At 40.0% G+C, this 23,418-nt stretch carries 25 protein-coding genes, 1 tRNA gene and 1 pseudogene; 23 read left to right on the forward strand and 4 right to left on the reverse strand.

Annotation, left to right across the window (positions count from 1 at the left end):
- Nucleotides 1-81: 81 nt before the first annotated feature.
- The 3 genes from P4S61_RS13920 to P4S61_RS13930 all read left to right on the forward strand — a co-directional run bounded on the left by P4S61_RS13920 (nucleotide 82) and on the right by P4S61_RS13930 (nucleotide 4,292).
- Nucleotides 82-1,716: a CTP synthase gene (locus tag P4S61_RS13920; protein WP_337118475.1), complete on the forward strand. Its 1,635-nt coding sequence runs from the start codon at nucleotides 82-84 to the stop codon at nucleotides 1,714-1,716.
- A 111-nt stretch (nucleotides 1,717-1,827) separates the two neighbouring features.
- On the forward strand, nucleotides 1,828-3,126 hold the full coding sequence (eno, locus tag P4S61_RS13925) for a phosphopyruvate hydratase (protein WP_337118476.1): 1,299 nt from the start codon (nucleotides 1,828-1,830) through the stop codon (nucleotides 3,124-3,126).
- A gap of 191 nt (nucleotides 3,127-3,317) precedes the next feature.
- The gene (locus P4S61_RS13930; protein WP_182820043.1) at nucleotides 3,318-4,292 is read left to right on the forward strand and encodes a prolyl hydroxylase family protein; all 975 of its coding nucleotides are present in this window, start codon (nucleotides 3,318-3,320) and stop codon (nucleotides 4,290-4,292) included.
- Nucleotides 4,293-4,306: 14 nt separating this feature from the next.
- On the opposite strand, the gene mutH is transcribed toward P4S61_RS13930, so the two are convergent.
- Nucleotides 4,307-4,978: a DNA mismatch repair endonuclease MutH gene (gene mutH, locus P4S61_RS13935; RefSeq protein ID WP_145240919.1), complete on the reverse strand. Its 672-nt coding sequence runs from the start codon at nucleotides 4,976-4,978 to the stop codon at nucleotides 4,307-4,309.
- A gap of 427 nt (nucleotides 4,979-5,405) precedes the next feature.
- Here mutH and rppH point away from each other — a divergent pair, with 427 nt between their 5' ends.
- The 18 genes and pseudogenes from rppH (at nucleotide 5,406) to P4S61_RS14025 (ending at nucleotide 20,337) form a co-directional block, all read left to right on the forward strand.
- A complete protein-coding gene (rppH, locus tag P4S61_RS13940; protein WP_145240920.1) occupies nucleotides 5,406-5,927 on the forward strand; it encodes an RNA pyrophosphohydrolase in 522 nt (173 codons plus the stop codon).
- Between the two features lie 17 nt (nucleotides 5,928-5,944).
- Nucleotides 5,945-8,218: a phosphoenolpyruvate--protein phosphotransferase gene (ptsP, locus tag P4S61_RS13945; RefSeq protein ID WP_145240921.1), complete on the forward strand. Its 2,274-nt coding sequence runs from the start codon at nucleotides 5,945-5,947 to the stop codon at nucleotides 8,216-8,218.
- A gap of 81 nt (nucleotides 8,219-8,299) precedes the next feature.
- A complete protein-coding gene (locus tag P4S61_RS13950; RefSeq protein ID WP_337118477.1) occupies nucleotides 8,300-9,115 on the forward strand; it encodes a sulfite exporter TauE/SafE family protein in 816 nt (271 codons plus the stop codon).
- 5 nt (nucleotides 9,116-9,120) lie between these two features.
- Nucleotides 9,121-9,927: a prolipoprotein diacylglyceryl transferase gene (gene lgt / locus P4S61_RS13955; RefSeq protein WP_337118478.1), complete on the forward strand. Its 807-nt coding sequence runs from the start codon at nucleotides 9,121-9,123 to the stop codon at nucleotides 9,925-9,927.
- 2 nt (nucleotides 9,928-9,929) lie between these two features.
- Nucleotides 9,930-10,782: pseudogene (locus tag P4S61_RS13960) on the forward strand (thymidylate synthase).
- A gap of 35 nt (nucleotides 10,783-10,817) precedes the next feature.
- A complete protein-coding gene (galU, locus tag P4S61_RS13965; RefSeq protein ID WP_145240925.1) occupies nucleotides 10,818-11,696 on the forward strand; it encodes a UTP--glucose-1-phosphate uridylyltransferase GalU in 879 nt (292 codons plus the stop codon).
- Nucleotides 11,697-11,910: 214 nt separating this feature from the next.
- Nucleotides 11,911-12,450, forward strand: coding sequence for an SPOR domain-containing protein (locus P4S61_RS13970; RefSeq protein WP_337118479.1), 540 nt, complete (start codon nucleotides 11,911-11,913; stop codon nucleotides 12,448-12,450).
- Nucleotides 12,451-12,712: 262 nt separating this feature from the next.
- A complete protein-coding gene (locus P4S61_RS13975; RefSeq protein ID WP_337118914.1) occupies nucleotides 12,713-13,162 on the forward strand; it encodes a DUF4402 domain-containing protein in 450 nt (149 codons plus the stop codon).
- Between the two features lie 255 nt (nucleotides 13,163-13,417).
- Complete coding sequence (locus tag P4S61_RS13980; protein ID WP_337118480.1) at nucleotides 13,418-13,642, forward strand: hypothetical protein; 225 nt, start codon at nucleotides 13,418-13,420, stop codon at nucleotides 13,640-13,642.
- An 8-nt stretch (nucleotides 13,643-13,650) separates the two neighbouring features.
- A complete protein-coding gene (locus tag P4S61_RS13985) occupies nucleotides 13,651-14,445 on the forward strand; it encodes a fimbrial biogenesis chaperone (protein ID WP_337118481.1) in 795 nt (264 codons plus the stop codon).
- 25 nt (nucleotides 14,446-14,470) lie between these two features.
- On the forward strand, nucleotides 14,471-15,076 hold the full coding sequence (locus tag P4S61_RS13990) for a hypothetical protein (RefSeq protein ID WP_337118482.1): 606 nt from the start codon (nucleotides 14,471-14,473) through the stop codon (nucleotides 15,074-15,076).
- 68 nt (nucleotides 15,077-15,144) lie between these two features.
- A complete protein-coding gene (locus P4S61_RS13995) occupies nucleotides 15,145-15,402 on the forward strand; it encodes a hypothetical protein (protein ID WP_337118483.1) in 258 nt (85 codons plus the stop codon).
- Nucleotides 15,365-17,419, forward strand: coding sequence for a hypothetical protein (locus P4S61_RS14000; RefSeq protein ID WP_337118484.1), 2,055 nt, complete (start codon nucleotides 15,365-15,367; stop codon nucleotides 17,417-17,419). The genes P4S61_RS13995 and P4S61_RS14000 overlap by 38 nt, the downstream gene beginning before the upstream one ends.
- Before the next feature lie 10 nt (nucleotides 17,420-17,429).
- Nucleotides 17,430-18,095: an SPOR domain-containing protein gene (locus tag P4S61_RS14005; protein ID WP_182757985.1), complete on the forward strand. Its 666-nt coding sequence runs from the start codon at nucleotides 17,430-17,432 to the stop codon at nucleotides 18,093-18,095.
- A gap of 51 nt (nucleotides 18,096-18,146) precedes the next feature.
- Complete coding sequence (locus P4S61_RS14010) at nucleotides 18,147-18,740, forward strand: FlgO family outer membrane protein (RefSeq protein WP_145240937.1); 594 nt, start codon at nucleotides 18,147-18,149, stop codon at nucleotides 18,738-18,740.
- A 12-nt stretch (nucleotides 18,741-18,752) separates the two neighbouring features.
- Nucleotides 18,753-19,433, forward strand: a complete 681-nt coding sequence (locus tag P4S61_RS14015) for a FlgO family outer membrane protein (RefSeq protein ID WP_145240939.1) — start codon at nucleotides 18,753-18,755, stop codon at nucleotides 19,431-19,433.
- 8 nt (nucleotides 19,434-19,441) lie between these two features.
- Nucleotides 19,442-20,101: a FlgO family outer membrane protein gene (locus P4S61_RS14020; protein ID WP_145240951.1), complete on the forward strand. Its 660-nt coding sequence runs from the start codon at nucleotides 19,442-19,444 to the stop codon at nucleotides 20,099-20,101.
- A gap of 161 nt (nucleotides 20,102-20,262) precedes the next feature.
- A tRNA-Arg gene (locus tag P4S61_RS14025) sits at nucleotides 20,263-20,337 on the forward strand.
- A gap of 292 nt (nucleotides 20,338-20,629) precedes the next feature.
- On the opposite strand, the gene P4S61_RS14030 is transcribed toward P4S61_RS14025, so the two are convergent.
- The 3 genes from P4S61_RS14030 to P4S61_RS14040 all read right to left on the reverse strand — a co-directional run bounded on the left by P4S61_RS14030 (nucleotide 20,630) and on the right by P4S61_RS14040 (nucleotide 21,989).
- Entirely contained in the window at nucleotides 20,630-21,175 is a 546-nt protein-coding gene (locus P4S61_RS14030) for a flagellin (protein ID WP_337118487.1), read from the reverse strand.
- Nucleotides 21,172-21,585, reverse strand: coding sequence for a hypothetical protein (locus tag P4S61_RS14035; RefSeq protein ID WP_337118488.1), 414 nt, complete (start codon nucleotides 21,583-21,585; stop codon nucleotides 21,172-21,174). Before P4S61_RS14035 ends, P4S61_RS14030 begins: the two co-directional genes overlap by 4 nt.
- Before the next feature lie 74 nt (nucleotides 21,586-21,659).
- On the reverse strand, nucleotides 21,660-21,989 hold the full coding sequence (locus tag P4S61_RS14040; protein WP_337118489.1) for a flagellin N-terminal helical domain-containing protein: 330 nt from the start codon (nucleotides 21,987-21,989) through the stop codon (nucleotides 21,660-21,662).
- 978 nt (nucleotides 21,990-22,967) lie between these two features.
- On the opposite strand from P4S61_RS14040, the gene P4S61_RS14050 reads away from it, so the two are divergent.
- Together P4S61_RS14050 and P4S61_RS14055 are read left to right on the forward strand one after the other, a co-directional pair.
- A complete protein-coding gene (locus tag P4S61_RS14050) occupies nucleotides 22,968-23,165 on the forward strand; it encodes a hypothetical protein (protein ID WP_337118490.1) in 198 nt (65 codons plus the stop codon).
- The gene (locus P4S61_RS14055) at nucleotides 23,159-23,314 is read left to right on the forward strand and encodes a cupin domain-containing protein (RefSeq protein WP_337118491.1); all 156 of its coding nucleotides are present in this window, start codon (nucleotides 23,159-23,161) and stop codon (nucleotides 23,312-23,314) included. Before P4S61_RS14050 ends, P4S61_RS14055 begins: the two co-directional genes overlap by 7 nt.
- The last annotated feature ends 104 nt before the right edge of the window (nucleotides 23,315-23,418 follow it).

Raw genomic sequence — 23,418 nt, forward strand, 5'->3', positions numbered from 1 at the left:
TGATGGCAGTGCCTTTGCTATAATTTCGCCCCGTCTTGATTCTATATTTTTCCTTTTAATTCCTGATATTCTAGGGTTCGCATGAGTACAAAATTTATCTTCGTTACCGGCGGGGTTGTTTCCTCGTTGGGTAAAGGTATTGCAGCAGCATCGTTGGCAGCTATTTTAGAGGCCCGTGGTTTAAATGTTACCATTTTAAAGCTGGATCCTTATATCAACGTTGACCCAGGCACAATGAGCCCAATTCAACATGGTGAAGTATTTGTCACCGAAGACGGCGCTGAAACCGATCTTGATTTAGGTCACTATGAACGTTTCATCCGTACCAAAATGACAAGCCGTAACAACTTCACACAAGGTCGTGTATATGAAGATGTGCTGCGTCGTGAGCGTCGTGGTGAGTACCTTGGTGCAACAATTCAGGTTATTCCACATATTACCAACGATATTAAGCAACGTGTTTATGACGGTGCTGAAGGCCATGATGTGGCACTCGTTGAAATTGGTGGAACGGTTGGTGATATTGAGTCACAACCATTCTTAGAAGCAATTCGTCAGCTTGGCACAGAGATTGGCCGTGAGCGCGCATTGTTTATTCACTTAACGTTAGTGCCATTCTTAGGCCCTGCGGGTGAAGTGAAAACCAAACCAACACAGCATTCTGTTAAAGAGTTACGCTCGATTGGTATTCAACCAGATATTCTTATCTGTCGTTCAGATCGTAAATTACCAAATAACGAACGTGCAAAGATTGCTCTTTTCACTAACGTTGAAGAAAAAGCGGTTATTTCATTACCAGATGTAGACAGCATTTATAAAATTCCTGCGCTATTAAAATCGCAAGAGCTTGATAACTTTGTATGTCGTCGCTTCCATCTTGATTGCCCTGAAGCTGATTTAGTTGAGTGGGAACAAGTGTTATACCAAGAGTCAAACCCAACGGGTGAAGTGACTATCGGTATGGTTGGTAAATACATTGAACTACCTGATGCCTATAAATCTGTAAACGAAGCACTTAAACATGCAGGTCTTAAAAATCGTTTAACAGTAAATATTCAATATGTTGATTCACAAGATGTTGAAAGTAAAGGTATTGAGTTACTAGCTAACCTTGATGCTATTTTAGTTCCTGGTGGTTTTGGTGGTCGCGGTGTTGAAGGTAAAATTTTAGCGGCAAAATATGCCCGTGAAAATAAAGTACCTTACCTTGGTATCTGTTTAGGTATGCAAGTTGCGCTAATTGAGTATGCACGTAATGTTGCAGGCTTATTAGATGCAAACTCAACCGAGTTTAATGCTAACTCGTCAAGCCCTGTGGTTGGTTTGATCACCGAATGGTTAGATGCGGAAGGCAACATTGAAACACGTAGCGAAAAATCTGATTTAGGTGGCACTATGCGTTTAGGCGCACAAAAATGTCATTTAACACCAGGCTCAAAAGTACGTGAAGTATATGGTAGTGATGAGATTGTTGAACGTCATCGTCATCGTTACGAAGTAAACAATAATTTTGTTGAACAGCTTGAAAAAGCTGGCTTGAGTTTCACTGGTTTATCGGAAGATAAGAAGCTAGTTGAAATCATCGAGAATAAAGATCACCCGTGGTTTATTGCGGCTCAATTCCACCCGGAATTCACCTCAACACCGCGTGATGGTCATCCGCTATTTGAAGGGTTTGTTGCCGCTGCGCATATTCATCAAAAAGCGTCATCGTAATATGAATAAGCCGTGCACTATGCACGGCTTATTTGTTTTCAAAGCCGACGGCATTAAGGAAAATTAATAAAGTCGGAGTAGACTCACCATTTTGGGAAAAGAGGAATCAAGATGTCAAATATCGTAAAAGTGATCGGTCGCGAAATTATGGATTCGCGTGGTAACCCAACTGTAGAAGCTGATGTTCATTTAGCTGACGGTTCATGGGGCCGCGCTGCTGCACCATCAGGTGCATCAACAGGTACTCGCGAAGCACTAGAATTACGTGATGGTGATAAAGCACGTTACTTAGGTAAAGGTGTATTAAAAGCGGTTGGTTTTATTAATAATGAAATCGCGACAGCCTTAGCTGGCCAAAATGCACTAAAGCAAAGCACTGTTGACCAAGTAATGCTAGATTTAGATGGTACCGAAAATAAAGAAAAACTAGGTGCAAATGCAATCTTAGCAGTGTCATTAGCAACTGCAAAAGCTGCTGCACAATCTAAAAAAGTAGAGCTTTATGAGCACATTGCTGACTTAAACGGTACACCAGGTGTTTATTCTATGCCGTTACCAATGATGAACATCATCAATGGTGGTGAGCATGCTGATAACTCAGTTGATATTCAAGAATTCATGATCCAGCCAGTTGGCGCTGCCAACTTCCGTGAAGCGCTTCGCATGGGTGCAGAAATATTCCACAGCCTTGCCAAAGTACTTAAAGCTGATGGTCATTCAACCGCAGTGGGTGATGAAGGTGGTTTTGCACCAAACCTTGCCTCTAACGAAGCGGCACTTGCAGCAATTAAAGTTGCTGTTGCTAATGCAGGCTACGAGTTAGGCAAAGACATTACTCTAGCACTTGATTGTGCTGCGTCTGAGTTTTACGACAAAGAAGCAAATATCTACGACCTTAAAGGCGAAGGTAAAAAATTCACCTCAGAAGAGTTTAACTACTTCTTAAAAGATCTAACTGAACAGTACCCAATCGTGTCTATCGAAGATGGCCTTGATGAGTCTGATTGGGACGGCTTTGCACACCAAACAAAATTACTTGGCGATAAGATCCAATTAGTTGGTGACGATTTATTCGTTACAAACACTAAGATCTTAAAGCGTGGTATCGACAACGGTATTGCTAACTCAATCTTAATCAAGTTTAACCAAATTGGTTCACTAACTGAAACGTTAGCTGCAATCAAAATGGCTAAAGACGCTGGTTTCACTGCTGTTATTTCTCATCGCTCAGGCGAAACTGAAGATTCAACGATTGCTGATTTAGCAGTGGGTACTGCAGCTGGTCAAATCAAAACAGGTTCATTGAGCCGTTCTGATCGTGTAGCTAAGTACAACCAATTGCTACGTATTGAAGAGCAATTAGGCGCTAAAGCACCTTTTAATGGTCTTAAAGAAGTTAAAGGTCAGTAATTCTTTTATAAGAAGCTGATTTAAACTTTTGAAAAATCCTCGCAAATGCGGGGATTTTTTTGTTTTATTAGATGATATTTTATGCAATAAGGTTGTAGGTGTGTAAAGTTTAAATTTAATAGGGGTTTAAGGTTCTTTTTTTGTTGTTTAATTGTTATTTTATTGGTGTAAAAAATAACAGTTAGCAGATTATGAAAAATAACAAGATTACTCATCTACTTAATGCAAAGTATCATGGTGAGCTCCCACCACAACAAAGAATTTTAGATTTTGCTCTTACAGATTCCGAATTTGTCTATCATTGGTTATGTCATGTTGTGTCATGCTCAAGCTGTCCACAAGAACTCGCAATTGTTTTGTGTTTAGCTAAGCACCATGAAATTAAAGCGCTTCAGATATTGACTCATTTTTGGCCAAAGAGAATAGTTAACCATGATACAGTTGATAGTTTTGCAAAGCATTTATCGAGTATGCCTAATGTTATAAGGCAATATGCAGAACCTGATTTGATAAATTTGTGGTCTAGCTTAATTACCCCAGCAGTGCCTCAATCTAGTGGGCAATCAACACCCGTGACGATAATAGAAAGTATGCTAACGGAAGAATTGGCCAACGAGATAATTAAGTTTGCTGCGAAGAGTTTAAGTTTAGCTGCTGTCTATGCAGAGGCATCTACTAGACAGAGAGTTGCAGATATTAGGGATAACGAGCAACTTATAACGCAATTACCTGTAGATGATATTTCGGTTGCTATACTACAGCGCCTCATGTGCTCTGATGACTATACTGATTTAGCTTATGCTGAACCTATGGTGGTTTACCGTTATGTTAAAGGCCAACAATATAAGTGGCACTATGATTTTATAACTCCCTCAAACGAAGATGCTAAAAATGAGCTAAATTTTTTCGGGCAAAGGCAACGTACACGTATTATTAATTTAAATGAGGGGTTTGGCGGCGGAGAAACGGCCTTTAAAGATTGGAATATAAGCGTAAAAGCTAAACAAGGGCAAATTATTAAGTTCAATAATATGTTTGATAATAAAGTGGACAAAAAGTCAGTACATAGCGGTAAACCAGTGTTATCGGGGGAAAAATGGATATGTACGCTGTGGATGCGAGAGAAGCCATTTTGGCTACGCGCATCTATATGGCATAAAGATTAACATTTAACGGATGATCACAGCTGAAATTGCTGCTTCAAAATCTGCCCTGTAAAGCTGGTTTTTAAATAAAAACCACGGGGTAGGGTTTTAATAATTTGCCCGTTTGGACCGATTGCATCGGTGACTATTCTGCTGTTAGCTGCTTTTGGGCGAATTTGCATCGCATCCCCTAAATGCCCTGAGATCTCATCAATACGTCCCAGTGCAATCAACTCCATTTGCTCTTCCCAGTCTCGCTGTAACTGCGCATCTTGCTCAGCGGAGGGTTGCCATAAAAAGCCACTGCCAATGGTCCTATCAAATGGCACAATGTCTCGCTCGCCTAGAATGGGTAGCCACAAGACATGATTGAGTTTTTTACGCACATTACTTTGCTGCCATGTCATACCTGTGACATTCAATAACGGTGTCACAGACACAAAAGTGGTCTCTAATGGTTTGCCTTTATATGAGATTGGTAACGTTTTAAGTTCAATCCCGAGCTCTTCAAAATCAGGGGTTGGTTTGGAACCTGCCGTTGCACCTAATGCATATTCAATCAATTGTCCCGTCCAGCCTTTTTCCTTTAATAAATGCTCAGGTGTTTTAAACTGATAATGACTTGCTAATTGGCCTAATGTCAGCCCTGAAATGTTGCTAACACGTTGCATTAATTCATTGATTGAATGTGGTTTTATCGGTTTCATAGCGAGTTATTTGGTTGTATAAATTCACTACTCATGATAGCAAAAGAGTTTAACCGTGGATATCTTTGCGTTTGGGTGTTTTTTGTTCAGTGATAGTTTGCTGTGTTTTTAGGCAAGGTGAAACTTGCTGACTTTAAGCTTAATGTATTGAATTTAATGGTTTTTAACTGTTAAATTTGCAAAGCCTTTAAGCTGTGTTGAAAACTTGTTGGGATAAATACATAACTATGAACAATGTTATCCACAGAAACTGTGGAAAAGGCAAGTTATTGGATCTGTTATTGTGGATTTGTTTGCAAAATGAGCTGTATAAACTAAAGTTATGCACAAGCTGTGAGTAAGATGCGTAAAACTCTGAATATTGTTTGCCGTATTGCAGGTAATGTGGAACAATCATTAAAAATCGACTTACAAATGAGGCACTAAGGTGATTGATGCCGAAGGTTTTCGTGCCAATGTCGGAATTGTAATTTGCAATAATCAGGGACAGGTCTTTTGGGCCAGACGTTATGGTCAGCATTCTTGGCAGTTTCCTCAAGGTGGTGTTGATAGTGGCGAAACAGCAGAGCAGACCATGTTTCGTGAATTACACGAAGAAGTCGGCTTGCGTCCTGAAGATGTAGAAATTGTCGCAAGTTCAAAACATTGGTTACGTTATAAATTGCCCAAGCGTTTGATCCGCCGAGACTCCAGTCCGGTGTGTATTGGGCAAAAGCAAAAATGGTTTTTATTGAAACTGCGTTGTAAAGACGAAGACGTCAACTTACTAAAAACACATCATCCGGAATTTGATGATTGGCGGTGGGTAAGTTATTGGTATCCGGTAAGGCAAGTTGTATCGTTTAAACGCGATGTTTATCGCCGTGTTATGAAAGAATTCGCACCCTTTGCGATGCCTTTTAATAAACGTGAACAGTCCAAAGATACTTGGCGCCATAAAGGTAAATAATATAAAGGAGCAGTATTATGCTGGCTACACTCAGAGCTATTGCCGAGTCCGTTTCGCAACAAGCGAGTTTGGATAGTGCGCTAGCATGTTTTGTTGAAATGGTGAAAGATGCCATGAAAACTGAGTGCTGCTCCATTTATTTTGCTGATTACAGTCAAGATAATTTTGTATTAATGGCAACCAGAGGGCTTAATCCCGCAGCCGTGGGTAAGTTTAGAATCGGTTTTACCGAAGGTTTAGTTGGCTTAGTAGCACAACGAGAAGAACCTATTAATATTGCCTTTGCCAAGTCTCACCCCCGTTTTAAACTCTCTCCTGAAGTGGACGAAGAAGGCTTCAACGCATTTTTGTCTGTGCCTGTAGTTCATCAAAAAAAAGTACTGGGCGTTATTGTTGTACAACAGAAAATTGCCCGTGTATTTAGTCAAGATGAAGAGTCTTTTTTAATTACGTTATCTGCGCAACTAGCGTCGCAATTAGCCCATGCAGAAATCAAAGAAGTTCTTCGCCAAGATGAGTTTTCTCATCAGACCTCGGTGCTAAAAGGGGTTTCTAGCGCGCCAGGAATTGCGATAGGGCAGGCGTTTGTTATTCTGCCGAAACTTGACTTTAAATCGATAGAATTAAAAAAAGACGATAACTGTATTGAGCAACGCCGCTTATTTACTCAAGCTGTTGCTGCAACCCGCAAAGAATTTAACACCTTGTCGATGACTCTTAGCGATTCCATCCCTAAAGAAGCGTTGGCAGTATTTGAGGTGTATCAGCAACTACTGGATGCAAAAAGTTTAGGGCAGAATGTTGAAGCACAGCTGCAAGAGGGCTGGTGTGCAAAAAGTGCATTGAAAATAGTGATCGAACGATTGATCTCCCAATTCAATGCCATGCAGGATCCTTATATCAAAGAGCGTGCGGTTGATGTTAAAGATATCGGCCTGCGCGTACTGCATCACCTCGTAAATACTGAACACGCAGTAAAAAGTTATCCTAAAGATACAGTACTGATCGCTAATACTTTAACCCCAGCCATGCTTGCAGAAGTGCCTAAAGGCCATTTAGTTGGCGTGGTGAGTGTTAACGGTGCGGCAAATAGTCATGCGTCAATTTTAACCCGTGCCATGGGGATCCCTGCAATTTGGGGTATTGAAGATTTACCGTTATTGCAGTTTGATGGTAAACCAATGATTTTAGATGCATACGCAGGGCGATTATATATTTCGCCTTCGCAAATGCTACAAGATGAGTATTTACAATTACAGCACCAAGAAAGTCTATTAAACGACAAGTTTGTGGCTGAGCAAGAATGCGATGCAGTGACATTAGATGGCGAGCATATTAGCTTGTTGCTCAATGCTGGTTTGGAACTCAATACTGAAAAAGCTAACACCAAAGTCTGTGATGGCGTTGGCTTATACCGAACTGAAGCCTGGTTTATGCAAAAAGGCCAGTTTCCATCACAAATAGAACAAGAGAATTGGTATCGCGAAGTATTAGCCAGTTATCATCCAGAACCTGTAGTGATGCGTACGCTTGATATTGGTGGTGATAAAGCACTTGATTACTTTGATATTACTGAAGAAAACCCATTTTTAGGCTGGCGGGGTATTCGTGTCACATTGGACCACCCAGAGATCTTTTTAGATCAGCTCAAAGCCATGGTTAGAGCAAATATTGGTTTAGGTAATTTAAAAATTATGCTGCCAATGATAAGCGGTACCGAAGAGGTTGATGAATCTTTAGCGTTGTTAGAGCAAGCCTATTTTGAACTGGAAGAAAAATACCCAGAGCAAGCCATTGAACGCCCAGAGATTGGCGTAATGTTAGAAGTCCCTTCAAGTGTATTTATGCTCCCTGAATGGTCTAAAAAAGTAGATTTTTGTTCTGTGGGTAGTAACGATTTGACGCAATACTTACTTGCCGTCGATCGTTCTAATGCGCGTGTTGCTGATTTATTTAATCCCTATCATCCTGCGGTATTAAGAGTACTGCAAAAAGTTGCAAAAGAGTGTCAGCAATATGAAATGTCCTTTAGTTTATGTGGTGAATTAGGTGGCGATCCTGAAGGTGCAATACTGCTGATTGCGATGGGTTATCGACGCTTGAGTATGAACTACTCATCATTAAGTAAAGTTAAATGGGTATTAAGACGTTTAAAAGCCAGCGATATGGAAGCATTACTGGCGGAGTGTTTAGCACAATCTACTGCAAAACAAGTGCTTAGGTTAACGCGTAATTTTATGATTGAGCATCAACTTGGTGAATTATTTTATACCCCAAATCAGGCTTCTTAGTAGCCTAAACGAGTGCTGTAAAGATTCGATATAATCGATTAGTATATGCATATAATAAATTCAATTTTATAAGAGTGTACGATGCATGATTTAGTTATCCTGATTATCAGCTGCGCGCTATTAGGTTGTGTGGTTGGTTTTTTAGCTGGGTTATTAGGCATTGGCGGCGGATTAATTATTGTGCCAGTACTGAGTTCATTATTAGTGCATTTTAATGTTGTTGCGGTTGATCATGTACTGGTTATTGCTATTGCTACCTCGCTTGCCTCTATTTTATTCACTTCAACGTCATCTGCATTAGCGCACCATAAGAATCAAAATGTGCCATGGGAAATTGCGCCTTGGGTTATGTCTGGCGTTGGACTTGGTGCTCTGATCAGTGGTTTTGCCGCGAGTTTAATTCCAGAACAGTTATTACGCATCGTTTTTGCTGTTAGTGTGGTGTTTATTGCTGCTCGTATGGTGTTGTCTGCTCGTAATAAACCTGTCGCGGTCAAACCTATGCCAAGAGGCCCAATTATTGGCGCTATTAGTGCAGTGATGGGCGGATTATCAGGTTTGATTGGTATTGGTGGCGGCGCATTGATTGTGCCGCTACTACATTATTTTTCAGTTGATATTAAAAAAGCCATAGGCTGCGCGGCAGCATGTGGCATTGTGATTGCGTTATTTGGCTCTGTGGGGTATATCAGCGCTGGTTGGCAAGTAACCGATTTACAACATGGCTTTGCAGGTTTTGTGTATTTACCAGCATTATTAGGTATAGTAATAACTTCGTGGTTTATGGCACCAATTGGAGCCAAAGCAACGCATTATTTACCTGTTTCAACGATAAAAAAAGTGTTCGCGGTGTTACTGGTTATTATCGCGCTTCAAATGGTTTTAGTTAAGGTTTAATTTTTATGGCTCTTGAATTTCCAGACATCAATCCGATTATTTTCTCTGTCGGTCCTCTCAGCGTACGTTGGTACGGTTTAATGTATTTAATTGGTTTTGCTTTTGCGATGTGGTGGGCAAATAGGCAAGCGGCTAAACCTAACTCGGGGTGGACAAAAGAAGAGGTCAGTGATTTACTGTTCTACGGTATGTTGGGAGTCATTCTGGGTGGTCGGATTGGCTATGTACTGTTTTATCAATTTAGTTATTTTTTAGAAAATCCACTGTATTTATTTAGAATCGATCAAGGTGGTATGTCTTTCCACGGTGGCACTTTAGGGGTGATAACCGCTATTTGTGTGTTTGCCTGGACACGTAAAAAACAGTTACTTGCAGTGGGGGATTTTGTTGCTCCGCTAGTGCCGGTTGGCCTTTTAGCAGGGCGTATTGGTAACTTTATTAACGGCGAATTATGGGGCAGAACTACCGATGTACCATGGGCTATGGTATTCCCAACTGGTGGTCCACTGGCGCGTCACCCATCACAGTTGTATGAGGCATTTTTAGAAGGCCTAGTGCTGTTTATTATTCTGTATGTGTTTACAAAAAAGCCACGTCCAGCGGGCAGCGTAGGCGGATTATTTTTACTAGGCTACGGGGTATTTAGATTTTGCGTTGAGTACGTACGTGAACCCGATGCGCATTTAGGTTTATTTGGCGGCTTTATTTCAATGGGGCAAATATTGTCATTGCCGATGGTCATCGCAGGCCTAGGTTTGATAATATGGGCGTATAAAAAGCCACAGCCAGCAAAGCTTAATAAAAGAAGTTAACAATGAAACAATATTTAGAATTATGTCAGCGCATCGTTGATGAAGGCGTGTGGGTTGAAAATAAACGTACAGGAACTCGTTGCTTAACGGTTATCAATGCCGAGCTTGAGTATGATGTGGCAAATAATAAGTTCCCAATGATCACTACCCGTAAAAGTTACTACAAGGCGGCGATAGCTGAATTGTTAGGTTATTTACGTGGTTATAGTAGCGCTGCGCAATTTCGTGACATAGGTTGCATGACTTGGGATGCTAATGCCAATGAAAACCAAGCATGGTTAAATAATCCGAACCGCCATAGGTGAGGATGACATGGGCCGAGTATATGGCGTACAAGCTCGTGATTGGCAACGCCCTGATGGCACTGCGTTAGATCAGTTGAAAAAAGTCATTGATAATTTAAAAAATGGTGTGGATGACAGAGGCGAGATCATCACTTTTTATAATCCGGGTGAATTTGAGTTAGGGTGTTTGCGCCCATGTATGCACACGCATACTTTTTCGCTTCTTGGCGATACGCTTTATTTAACCTCGTATCAGCGTAGTTGTGATGTGCCACTTGGTTTGAACTTCAATCAAATCCAATGTTTTGTATTGCTTGCACTGGTCGCGCAGATCACTGGCCACAAAGCAGGTAAGGCCTACCATAAAATCGTTAATGCCCATATTTATGAGAACCAACTGGAATTAATGCGCGATGTGCAGTTACAGCGTGAGCCATTTGCATCACCTACGTTGACGATTAATCCAAATATTAAATCACTCGAAGATATCGAAACGTGGGTCACCCGTGATGACTTTGAGGTAAATGGCTATCAATGCCACAATGCAATTAAATACCCGTTTTCAGTGTAACAATTAATAAGCATCATAGTTTTAAGGAGAGAATAATGAAAGCAGTGATCCCAGTTGCAGGACTTGGCACCCGTATGTTGCCAGCTACTAAAGCTATTCCAAAAGAGATGTTACCGATTGTAGATAAACCCTTGATTCAATATGTAGTTAATGAAGCGGTTGCTGCGGGTATTAAAGAAATTGTATTAGTGACTCACTCTAGTAAAAACTCTATTGAAAACCATTTTGATACCAGCTTTGAGTTAGAAGCAACGCTAGAGAAGCGGGTTAAGCGTCAGTTACTTGCTGAAGTACAAGCTATTTGTCCAAAAGATGTGACAATTATTCACGTTCGCCAAGGTGAAGCAAAAGGGTTAGGGCACGCAATAAACTGCGCTGCGCCGATTATTGGTAACGAACCGTTTGTGGTTATTTTACCAGACGTAATTATTGATGACGTTGAAAGCGATCTTCAAAAAGATAATTTAGCTGAAATGATTACTCGCTTTAATGCAAACGGCGAAAGCCAAATAATGGTTGAGCCTGTGCCTATGCAGGATGTTGATAAGTTTGGTGTGGTCGATTTAGGCGACGTAAAGCTTGAACAAGGGCAAAGCGCAGCGATCCTTAATATGGTTGAAAAACCTCCTGTGCATAGCGCACCATCAAATTTGGCTGTGGTAGGTCGTTATGTGCTAAGTAAAAATATTTGGCCATTACTTGCAAAAACTCCCGCAGGCGCCGGCGACGAAATTCAGTTAACAGACGCAATTGCTATGTTGATGGAAAAAGAATCTGTTGCTGCTTATGCGATAAAAGGGCGTAGTCATGATTGTGGTAGTAAGTTGGGCTATTTAAAAGCTACTATTGAATTTGCACTGCGTCGTGATGAATTTAAAGATGAACTAAGTGATTTTATTAAAACCTTAGTTTAAGCTCATTTATTGAGCCTAACTTATAAAAGTGCCTTAGTGGCACTTTTTTATTACTTAAAAATCCTGAAACTGGCACTGACTTTGCTTATAATATGGCATTATTTATTTTTGATGCTAACAGATGATGTGTTTTAAAAAGCAAGCTTGGTATACCACAGTGTTGGTTACAGCAACTGTCTGGCTTAGTGGGTGCAGTAGTATTAATGCTAACTAGGTGGAACAGCAGCCTGCATTAATTTCTGATCAACAAGTCAAAGAGTATGTTCAGCAATGGCACTCGCAACAAGAGAGTATTACTCGTTTAGCTGCGATGGAGGAAGACTTGCAACTATTAATAATGGCACTTTCCTCTCAAACTGATATTGCAGAAAACCCAGCGGTGCTTCGCGAAGATAATGTTACGGTGGCTCATTATGCTGAAAAAATACAGACCCCTGATACTGCTAACTCCTCAAAAACTATCGAAAACCGCCCCCAGCCACTGTATAACAATTCACTGCCAGGCGCGCAACTTGGGCTGTATTTAAAACCGCAAAGAGTGAGAACACAAATAACAAAGTTACAGCAGCAATATCCACAGGCATTTAGCCAATTAGATTTTGTAATGACTGAGCGTCAAAATAAAGGTGTTACCATGTATGGGTTACGAGTTGGGCCGTTTCAAAATTATACTGAGGCCAATCTATTTTGTTCTTTAGCGCAAAGTTTAGGCCAAAAATGCCTGAGTGCTCCGTTTGTTGGTGAGCCACTTTAACTAAGCCAATTATTTATCTGATTTTTATGTAATTAATCTTAAAGTAATTGTTCTAATTGCCGATAAATCTTATGATAGGGGCTCTTTATGGTAATGCCCCATTTTTATAAGGATTTAATATGAAACGATCTCTTGCTATTATTAGCGCTTTTTCTTTAATTCACTCTTTTCCTACATTAGCGACAAGCGCTGACTTTTCTGCAACAGTTAAAGTACAAAACACTGTTGTTTTAAGTAAGGGGAAGATCTTAGTTTTGGTACTATACGTGCTGTAGCACAAGCTGATGGCGTCAAATTTGCGACACTGACAATTAACCCCAACCCTAATGCAGCAATTAAAACCACTAAAAATGATGACGGAGATGCTTTAATTTCAGTCATTGAAGAAGGTTCACCTGCTACTTTTACAGTGTCAGATGTAGTACCTAATGCGGCACTTACTATTACTAAACCAGGCACAGGAAGGCTTGAATCTGCATCGAAAGGAGCGGGTGAGCCGCAATTCTCAATTGATGGTTGGAAGTTCTTTATTACTAGTGGACCAAACATAAACACGGCTTATGACGAGACAACGCCAAACTTAATCGCCAGTGAAAAAGGTGAAGTTGAATTTGCTATTGGTGCCACATTGTCTACAGATAACTTAGTAACAACAGTACCTTACAAAGATGTTGAATACACAGGTACTTTCCAAATCGAAGTCGCTTATTAAATCGCTTCTAGTGCGACTTTTACCTTATGCAGTGGCTGTAAGTATTTTAATTTACAGCCCTAACCATTTCGCAAATACCATAGAGCAACAGTCGCTTGATTTTGGCACGTTAGTCATACCAAGTAACAGTAATGTTAGTTCCGTGATAATCAAAGCGAACGGTGACATAAATACTATGGGTAAAATTTATGTACTAAGAAAGGACGACCTGCTGAGCTATTACTAACCAATTTTCCTGCACATACAGAATTAACTATGCAATTAGTTAATTCTGTAACCTTACAGCACAACGCACAGGGTAGCAGCAGCGCCGATTTTGAAGTACGTCTTAATGGCTTTCCAAAATCTACCATCACTGATGATTTAGGTGAGGCGAAAGTGTTTATTGGCGGCACATTAATAACAAAACCTAGTAGTAAAAGTTATTCAGATGGCGACTACTCCTCAACTACTAACCTAGAAATTTCGATTGACTACTAAGGACTGAGATGTTCAATAAATTAACAGTGATGTGTGTGCTACTAACAGCATTTTTTAGCCAAATGGCCTTGGCAAACTTATTGATTTCACCTACCCGTGTTACTTTTGATGAACGCCAGCGTAGTGCTAAAGTCACGGTGATCAATAATTCTGATGAACAACGTACGTACCGAGTAGTCTGGAGTGAAAAACAAGCTTTACCAGGTGGGGGTTATAATAATTTAGCGCAAGTGACCGAAAACAGTTTATCACCAATGACACGTTTATCCCCTAAGCAAGTGACCTTAGCAGCAGGTGAAAAACAAACCGTTAAAATTGCTATTCGAAAGCCAAAAGGTTTGCAGCAAGGCGAATACCGCTCGCACTTATTATTTCAAGCTCTACCTAACGAAAATAAAGAGCAAAAATCAGGAATACAGATCAACATGATTATGAGCTTTAGTATTCCCGTTGTTTACCGTGAGCAGCCAGAACAACCTAATGTTACGATCACTCAGGCAAAGATTATAAAAAATGCCAATCAGACCAAGCCAAAAATTCAAGTTCAACTGCAACGACATAACAACTTTAGTAGTTATGGAAAACTCAGCGCTTATATAAAAACAGCATCAGGCGAGAATGAGAAAGTGGCTGAAATTAGCAATTTAAGCCTGTATCCAGAAGTTGATACTACCATTGCAACACTGAGCCTATTTAAAGATAAACAGCTGTCAACACAGGGCAGTATTTTCCTAGATTATCAAGGTGCTGAAGAATATAAAGGGGTTGATTTTGCTTCATACACACTCGCTATTGGGAAATAATCTTAAGCGTTATTAAGCGAATAAAGTGATCCGTATATTTACTCTTGGGCTTTTATTTTTAAGCTCAATGAGTTTTGCTAGTGCTGTGCAAACTGCTGATGTGTTGCGCACACTTAAAGCTATTCAAACTAAATTAAATCAACCGCACCCGAAAGTGAGTGCACAGCAGCCCGTTATAGCCGAACACAGGCAACCTGCAGCACAGCGCATTGCCGCCGGTGAATTTTTACTCTTTTCGCTGCACTTAAACGGTGAATATCTTGGTGAAGCATTTGCGATTAAAAGCGAACAAGGTGTGTTATTGGGGTTATCGGGTTTAGTCGAAATATTACAACTGGCTATTAATGTTGATATTGCAAATGGCACCGCTTCAGGTTGGTTTATCAATGAAGCAAACTTATTTACACTAAATGCTACTGAACCTAAACAATTAATTTTTAATAATCAAGTCGTTACGCTATCTTCGCAGCAACTACTAATTGATGATGATATTTATATTGATGCGGCCGTTTTACAGCGCGCCTTCTCAGTTGCTATTATCCCTGATTATGCGAATTTAACGCTAGAGCTTACAACGGAGCAATTGTTTCCTGTTGCTGCGCAACAACAAAGGCAAAAAGCGTTTGTTTAACAACCAGCGTAAAGGGGGATAACCAACCTACACAACCTTGGAAGGCTAGTCCCTATCAGGCGGTTTCAATGCCAGTGGCTGATTTACAGCTAAATTATCGTCGTGATAATGATAGCAGCCGTACAAGTTATTCATTATTAGGCGCACAAGATTTTGCGTACCTTTCAGCAGAATATTTTTTAGCAGGACGTGAACAAGATTTATTGACTGACTCTCGGCTGACATTCTCTAAACAAGATGTTAATAACAGCTTACTCGGTGTTTTTGCAGCCAGCGAGTTGGAGTTTGGTGATATCACTGCAACGCAAAGTAGGAAGCCGTTATAACGGTCAATATGGCCGTGGTTTTAAGTTTTCAAATTATCAGTTAGATCGAAAAATAGATAACAATCGGATTAACCTCACAGGTGCTATCCAGCCTGGTTGGGATGTTGAGCTTTATCGTAATGGCATTTTAATTGAACAACAGTTAAGCCTTGCAGATGGCCGTTATATATTTGATAGTATTGATTTACTGTATGGTGAAAATAACTTTGAGTTGATCTTTTATGGTCCGCAAGGGCAAGTTGAACGCAAAACAGAATATTACTTTATTGACGGTAATCAATTGGCGCAAGGAGAAGCTGCATACGAAATATCAGTATCAGAACAAGGTAAACAATTACTAGGAAGTGAAAGTAATTCACAACAAAGTGGCTGGTTAGCGGCAGGGCGATACGAACGTGGTTTGACTGATAATATCGCGATTTACACCGGGGCTATGGCGCAAAAGCGTGAGGACGATGAATTTTATCAATTTGCTTTTGGCACTAATATCAACTTGTTTGAAAGAATGTTGATTAATTTAGACTACGAGCAAAATAACCAACAACAAAATGAATTAGAACTCACAGCAAGAACCCAACTGGCCGATCAATCACTGCTGTTTACCGTTACAGATCGCTCGGATCAACAGCAAGACTTGCAAAGTTATCAATTCGATATGTCGGGTGAGTTGATGCAAAATCGTTATGGTCGTCTTAATTATCAAAACAACTTTTTATTGCAGCATTCAAGCTCAGGTCGCGACCTACAACAAGCTTATAATCGTTTTAATTATAGTTACTCAGGCTTCTCTGTGAACAACCTATTGCAATGGCAAAATGTAAATGAGCAAAGCAAAGTATATGGGGCAACCCGTGTGCAAGGACGAATAGGGCGTTTATATAGCCGTTTTGGTTTTGATTATTTATTATCGCCAGACAGTGATATTTTAAGTTACCAAACTGAATTTAATCGCAGTATTACTGCAAAGTTACAAGCCGAGCTCACACTTAAAAATACCCTAAATGAGAATATCCAATCAGCGGACTTGGGCCTTAATTGGCAAAATGATGATTTTAATTTAAGCAGCACCATTAACTACGACAGTAATGATAATTGGCTTTTTAGTTTATATAGCCGTTTTAGTTTTGGTTATGACGCTGAAAATAACCGCGCCTTTATGTCAAACCGCAGTCTAACCAGTACCGGTAGTCTACTGGTTAAAGTATTTTTAGATCAAAATAACAACGGCATTATGGATCCTGACGAGCAAGGTGTTGCAGGTATAAAAGTAAAAGGGCTGCAAAATTATCGCCAAGCAATAACCGATGAAAATGGCATTGCATTGTTAACCTCAATGCCAGCTAATCGCACCACAGATATTGTGCTCGATAGAGACAGCTTCCCCGATCCGTTTTTTGTGCCTGCCAATGAGGGCTTTTCAATCACGCCAAGAGCAGGATTTATTGAATACATGGATTACCCGCTAAATAACGCCAGCGAAATTGAAGGGGTGGTGTATCAGCAGCAAGGCGATCACACTTATGTGCAGCCTTATGCAAAAATAACCTTGTTAGATCAAAACGATAAAGAAGTTGCCAACACCCAAGCGGCTTATGATGGCTATTATTTGTTTACCGACCTACGGCCAGGGCAGTATCGGGCTGTGGTTGACGATAGCTTTAAAGAACGTAAAGCATTAAAAAACACCCAGCAAGTAACAGTTGATTTATCAGCAAAAGGGGATGTGTTGGTTGGGGTTGATTTTACTTTAAAATCACTCGAAGAAGTGTCGGGGACTATTGTTAATGCGGGGAATTTTTCATCGTTAATGATGTTAAAGGCATACTTACGTTTGATAAGCCCACGCTTAAAATTACAACAGCAAGACGTGTTTTATATTCATGATCAACAGCAAAGTAAGTACATACTCGCCTTAGCATACGCTAAGCAAGCACAGCCTGAATTTACGGATCTTTGTCAGTCATTAATAAAACAAAGATTGAAGTGTGATATTGAACAACGAACAATACTTCATTAAAGGAATAGCAATGAATATCAAACAATCGTTTAGTGTAATGCAATCAGCCGTATTAATAATGAGTTTAATTATATTATCTGGCTGTATCAGCACGACGGATAGCGCGCAAAAAAGTACCAGCAGTACAGCTGAAACTAATCATGAAACCTATGTGCAGATCACGCAACAAGAGCTACAACAGTTACAAACTAGCTCTGCACAGTGGCAAGCGATTAAACCCGATCTCGAACGGTTATTACTGATTGAAAGTGATTTGAATTTATTGATAGCACAGTTAACCGCGATAGCAAATGATGACGAGAACACAGGTAAGAAGAGCCATTCATCTGCTGCCTTGGCATCACAGCAAGTACCGTTAGATAGACCTGCGCAATCTATAGCAACACAGTCAAACATAACTAACAACGCGCTTTTTGCGCTGCAAATTATTGCGGTCACTCAACAATCGCAATTAGCTCCAAGCTGGCAAACAATTCAACAAAAAGTACCGAGTTTATTGTCAGATAAATTTACCACCAATGTCGAAACTGCTCAGGTAAAAGGCATGACTTATTACCGCTTAAAAATCGGGGCATACCAATATCAAAAAAACGCCCAAGCTGATTGTGATAAATTAAAGCTACAACAGCTCAACTGCATGGTGACTCACTACACAGATAACCCAATAAAATTATAAATAGGCATAATACTTGCTTTGTTATTGCCATGTTTAGTGAGGATGGCAATTATGCGCCTTTTGTTATGTTTATTATTGCTGAGTCTAACTGCGTGTAGTTTAACGCAAGAAAAACCGCCAGCACCAAGTACCAATGCCCCAAAAGCAACAATGGCACCTTATACTGTGCATCAGTATGTGAGCGACTTGAGTAGTCAATTGAGCCATGTGCAAGGGCCGTTTAAAAGCTCTGCACGGATTGCCGTTACTAGCTTTTACTTAGCCAACGCGCTAGATAGTGAGCTGGCACAAGGGCAGGGCGCTGGGCTGAGTCAGCAAATTCAAGAAAGCTTACTTACTCAGTTTACCCAACTTGGCTATAACACTATTGAATATCGCCTTGAAAAACACCTTAATTTAGCCAGCAACGCAGATGGTATATTAAGTCGCGACATTAGCAAATTACGCCAACGTCAGAATATTGACTTTGTTATCACGGGTACCTTAACACGGCAACAACATGCCTATATAGTTAACGCCCGTATGGTAAATACGCAAGATAGCCGCGTTGTATCTGCCGCCAGTACAGAGATCCCCATAAATGTGATGTGGGGCGATGAAAAAATACAACAGCGCGACGGTTATATTTACCGCAGCGAATACTAATTAGGAGCTCTCATGAAACGCTTAATATTAACTTTATGTTTGCCACTGGGTTTTGGTTGCGCGCAAATGATGGAACCAGGCAAAACAGCACAAACTGATAACTCTGCGCAGTTAGAGGGTGATCAAAGAATGGTTGCTGCTCCTGGGCAAAATAATACATTTTATCAAAACAATATTCCAGTGATGAACGATAGCAGCCAAGTCACAGTCCCAACACGTAAAAATATTAATCATTATGTACGTGGCATAATGCAAGATATGGCTGAAAATTTACAATACGTAAATACCAAAACGCCGCTGGCCGTATCAAGCTTTATTTTTTTAGATGATGATTACAACGACGGCACATTGTTAGGTAATCAAATCGCCGAAAGTTTTATGCACGAGCTACACAGTTTTGGTGTACCGGTGATCGACTTTAAAACCACCGACTATATGCGTGTTACTCCCTCTGGCGACTTTGTATTTAGTCGCGATTATTTAGAGCTAAGTAAAGATCAAAACTTCAACTACGTACTGGCGGGCACTATGGTAAATCACCAAGGTGGTGTATTAGTCAATGCCCGAATTATTGGTTTAACAAGTAAGGCAGTAGTTGGCTCTGCACAAGGGTTTATTCCGCAATCCGTTGTTGATGCACTCGACAGTAGCTATCGCACTGATGGCGTAATGCTAAAACAAGTGAGTAAGTGAGGCCAATGATGAGTAAGCTAATCCACAGCGCTAAATTATTAACCGTAGGGGGTGTGATCAGCATTCTCAGCGCATGCAGTATGACCAATAATACGGCTGAGCCTGTACAAAGTACGACTAGCCGATATGACCTTACTCAAATGCTAAAACAAGTACAAATGAATAGTGCCGAGCCACTTGATAACTCAGCGCAGTTTAGTCCTAACAAACACCATAAAACACTGGTTAATTATGTAGAGCAAATGGCGTTAGACTTAGTCGACACAATGCAAACAGAGCTTGATACCTCGATTGCCGTTACTTCATTTGTAGATTTAGATGCCAGCCTTAATAACAGCAGCCAATTAGGCAACCAGTTATCAGAGAGTTTTATTCATCAACTGCAAAAATTTGGTTATGGTATTGTTGACTTTAAAACCACCGACCAAATAACTATGAACCCACGCGGTGACTTTGTATTTTCACGCGATATAGAGCAGTTAGCGGATCAACGCATCGCCAGTCATGTGTTATCAGGCACCTTGATCTACCGCAGCAACGGTGTTGAAGTAAACGCCCGTATTATTGATATCACCAGCAAACGCGTAGTTGCCAGTAGCAACAAAATACTGCCTTATTACGTACTCAACAACGCCGATATTCACCTACAACGCGCGAGTATTAACTAGCATCGTTATAAAATCCATTTAACTGCTTGATTGTAAATAGGATAAACCGTTATAATTTTGCTATCAGCTATCAGCTATCAGCTATCAGCTATCAGCTATCAGCTATCAGCTATCAGCTATCAGCTATCAGCTATCAGCTATCAGCTATCAGCTATCAGAATGGCCTCTTAGTTAAATGGATATAACGGCCCCCTCCTAAGGGGCAGTTACAGGTTCGATTCCTGTAGGGGCTACCAATTAAATCAATGGGTTAAAGTTGTTGCTATTTACTGACGTTTTCTTTTATAGCATATTTTTAGCATTGGTTTAGCTTTTATCGTTCGGCTTAAAATTAGTATTAGTGTCGACCTGAAAAAGAAACTTAGAGATATTATTGAATTACTAAACCAAATTCTCTTTCTTCTAGATATGGCTGTGATACATACATTTCAGCTCCATGTAGGTTCGCAAAATATACAGTATATCTAGCGAAAACTTTATTCTGTGACCTGGCGCTTATTAATTTAATGAAACAGATTTGAACACTACTTATAGTTGAGAAAGTAAGCCTAAGATCCCATCTTTGGTAATATTTCTAGCTTGCATGACAATGCTCATGCTAGCTTGCTCAATTATGTCAATGGATACTTTCTTTGCTATTTCTTTAGCATAGTCAGTTTCTTCAATACGTTGATTCGCTTGACTTAACATCTGTGATTGATTCCCTTGGCTACGTATAGTTGACTCGATTGCATTCATCTTAGCTCCTACCTCTGATCTAAATTGACCAACACGAAGTAATGCAGTGTCAATTCGTGATAAGGCACTTTGTGCTAATTGTTGGGTATTAATAGCTATTCCTCCTATACTTAAAGATGCTGCACTTGCATCAATGTCTTCGTAAGTTATAAAAGCATCTTCACCAACAGCATTGTCTGTAGCTGTAACCCGCATGGGCCCATCGCTTGATATACTTGTCTCTTTATGTAGGCTACCCATATTGTCCCAAGAGGCAGTTATACTAAAAACACCATTCCCAATCACAGTAAGTAGTAAAGGCTCTGTAACATTGTCTATAATAAGCTCTTCATTCAAGTGATTAGTTTGATTAGTATTACCATTTCCTGAGTAAGTAAACCCCATTCCCTTGATTGACTGACTATTTGTTGCTCTGGGAAGTTAAAGTTTCCCCCATCGAATAAATTACTATTATCGTAAACTTCGTTACCTTGATATCCATTATTTGGTGTGAATAACTCACTTTCGATTAAGGGTTGTAGTGCTGCTAAATCTTGGCCAATTAAGTGTTCCCCAGTTGCTGAAAAAATATTAATGTCATCATTCGCACCATGATCATTTACTAGAATTCGAACATTGGTAGACCCTGCAGGTATTAACCCAAGTGAAACTCGACCTGAGCTTAAGGTATCTTGAACCCCATTAACCAGTATTTCATCAAGTACTGGGACATTGTCTAAATTGGTTTCGACTTCGGGTTTTGACATTAGGGGCTTTTTTACCAAATATTTCTGTCTCTTTAACAATTTGGTTTATATGCTCTTGTAACTGCGTAAACTCTTTATTTAATGCAGATTCTATCTATAGCTGAATTTGAGTCATTGGCAGATTGAATCGCCAATGTACGCATACGCTGTAGTACACCTGTTAGCTCTCCTAATCCTGCATCCGCAACTTGGCCATAACTGATACCATCTTGAAGATTTCTGAGTGTTTGCTGCTTAACCGCGATTTGTGTACTAAGACGATGACTAATTTGCATTCCAGCTGCATCATCCTTTGCCGAATTAATGCGTTTTCCTGAGGCTAATTTCTCGTAATTACTTTGCTGTATTGTATTCGTTCTGAGTGAGGAAGGGGTGTTTAAAAAAGTGGAATTGATCGTCAGCATTTTGTCATCCTTGGCAATAAAATCGTAATAAAGCAAAAATGCTGCCACTAATTCCGTTGAAACGTATTAAAATAAATAAGTCCGAGCTAAAACTACCCTTTGTTAGTTTGCGTAGTTTCTAATATCCCCCTGAACTCTTTCTTTATTTCAAATGATCGCAAGGTGGATCGTAATTGGATGGTTTTAGGGCTGGATGGTTTTAGGGCTGGATGGTTTTAGGACAGACACTCGAATGTAACTAGTGTTTTTAAATTAAGCATAGTTTATTACATAACCCAAGTAAGACTTTTTTGCCATTCTGGCAGCTAGAGAACTAGAGGTTTTTTTCGATTTATGATGTTACTTGATATGAGCTAAAGCTTAGTTTAGAGCTTTAGCTAACTCGTTTCAGCTTTAGGTTATGCTTTTTCTACCTTCCATGAATAGTGCCCTTGTGCGAATACTTTGTAAAAATACAGCTTTACCTGCAAACCAAATACCTTTTATTTTTTGGCTTAGCTCACTATCGTAATAACTTTGCGAGCATTCGTCAGTTTCCTCAGCGACGTATAAATTGGTGTAATTTGTAGGTCTATCTTTTATCAATTCATCAGTTGCAGGTGTTTGCTTACTACATATTCACTGTAGTAGAGCGGCAGGACAATATATTCCTTTTCCAGTGGTGATGATCCTTGCGTGCCTGTGGGTTTAATTGTTTTGATAGGCTGGCATTTATTTAAAACCAAAGGAGTCAAATCCTGACTTCAGACATCAGAACTTTAGATTGACCTGATATCAAGCTAACTGATTGTATTTTAGACTTTGCTCTATCTGTTAAGATGTTGGTTTACACTTTTACGCGCGAATAAATGCGATTTTCCACACTTTTATGCGCGAATAAGTGTAGTTGTGTTGTATGAATTAAATTTACTACCAATTTAAACGGTGATGTTTTACCTTGTTGTGTAGTAGCTTTTAAGGGATAGCGAAGATATGGCAATGCCTATTTCAGTCGATAACGCTGAACATTATAACTGGGGGGATGACTGTGATGACTGTGATGGCTGGCATTTAGTGAAAAGTGCAGCATTGAGTGTGATCCAAGAGCGAGTGCCGCCGGGCTGTTGTGAGCAGTCGCATAAGCATGAGTTTGCAGAGCAGTTCTTTTTGTACTTAATGGGCAGGCGACTTTGGTAGTCGACTCTGTTACCCATATATTAAACCCGCAACAAGGCTTACATGTGCCATCGGGGTGTGTTCATCAATTATGTAATTATGGTGAGGACGATTTGGTTTTTATTGTTACCTCAACGCCGCCAAGTCATGGTGATAGAGTTAACCAATAATAACAAAGGAGGCCTAGACCTCCTTGATTATTGGTTTATATTTTTATCCTAGCAAACTAGCAAACTAGCAAACTAGCAAACTAGCAAACTAGCAAACTAGCAAA

Source organism: Pseudoalteromonas sp. B160 (assembly GCF_037162485.1).
GTDB lineage: Bacteria > Pseudomonadota > Gammaproteobacteria > Enterobacterales > Alteromonadaceae > Pseudoalteromonas > Pseudoalteromonas rhizosphaerae.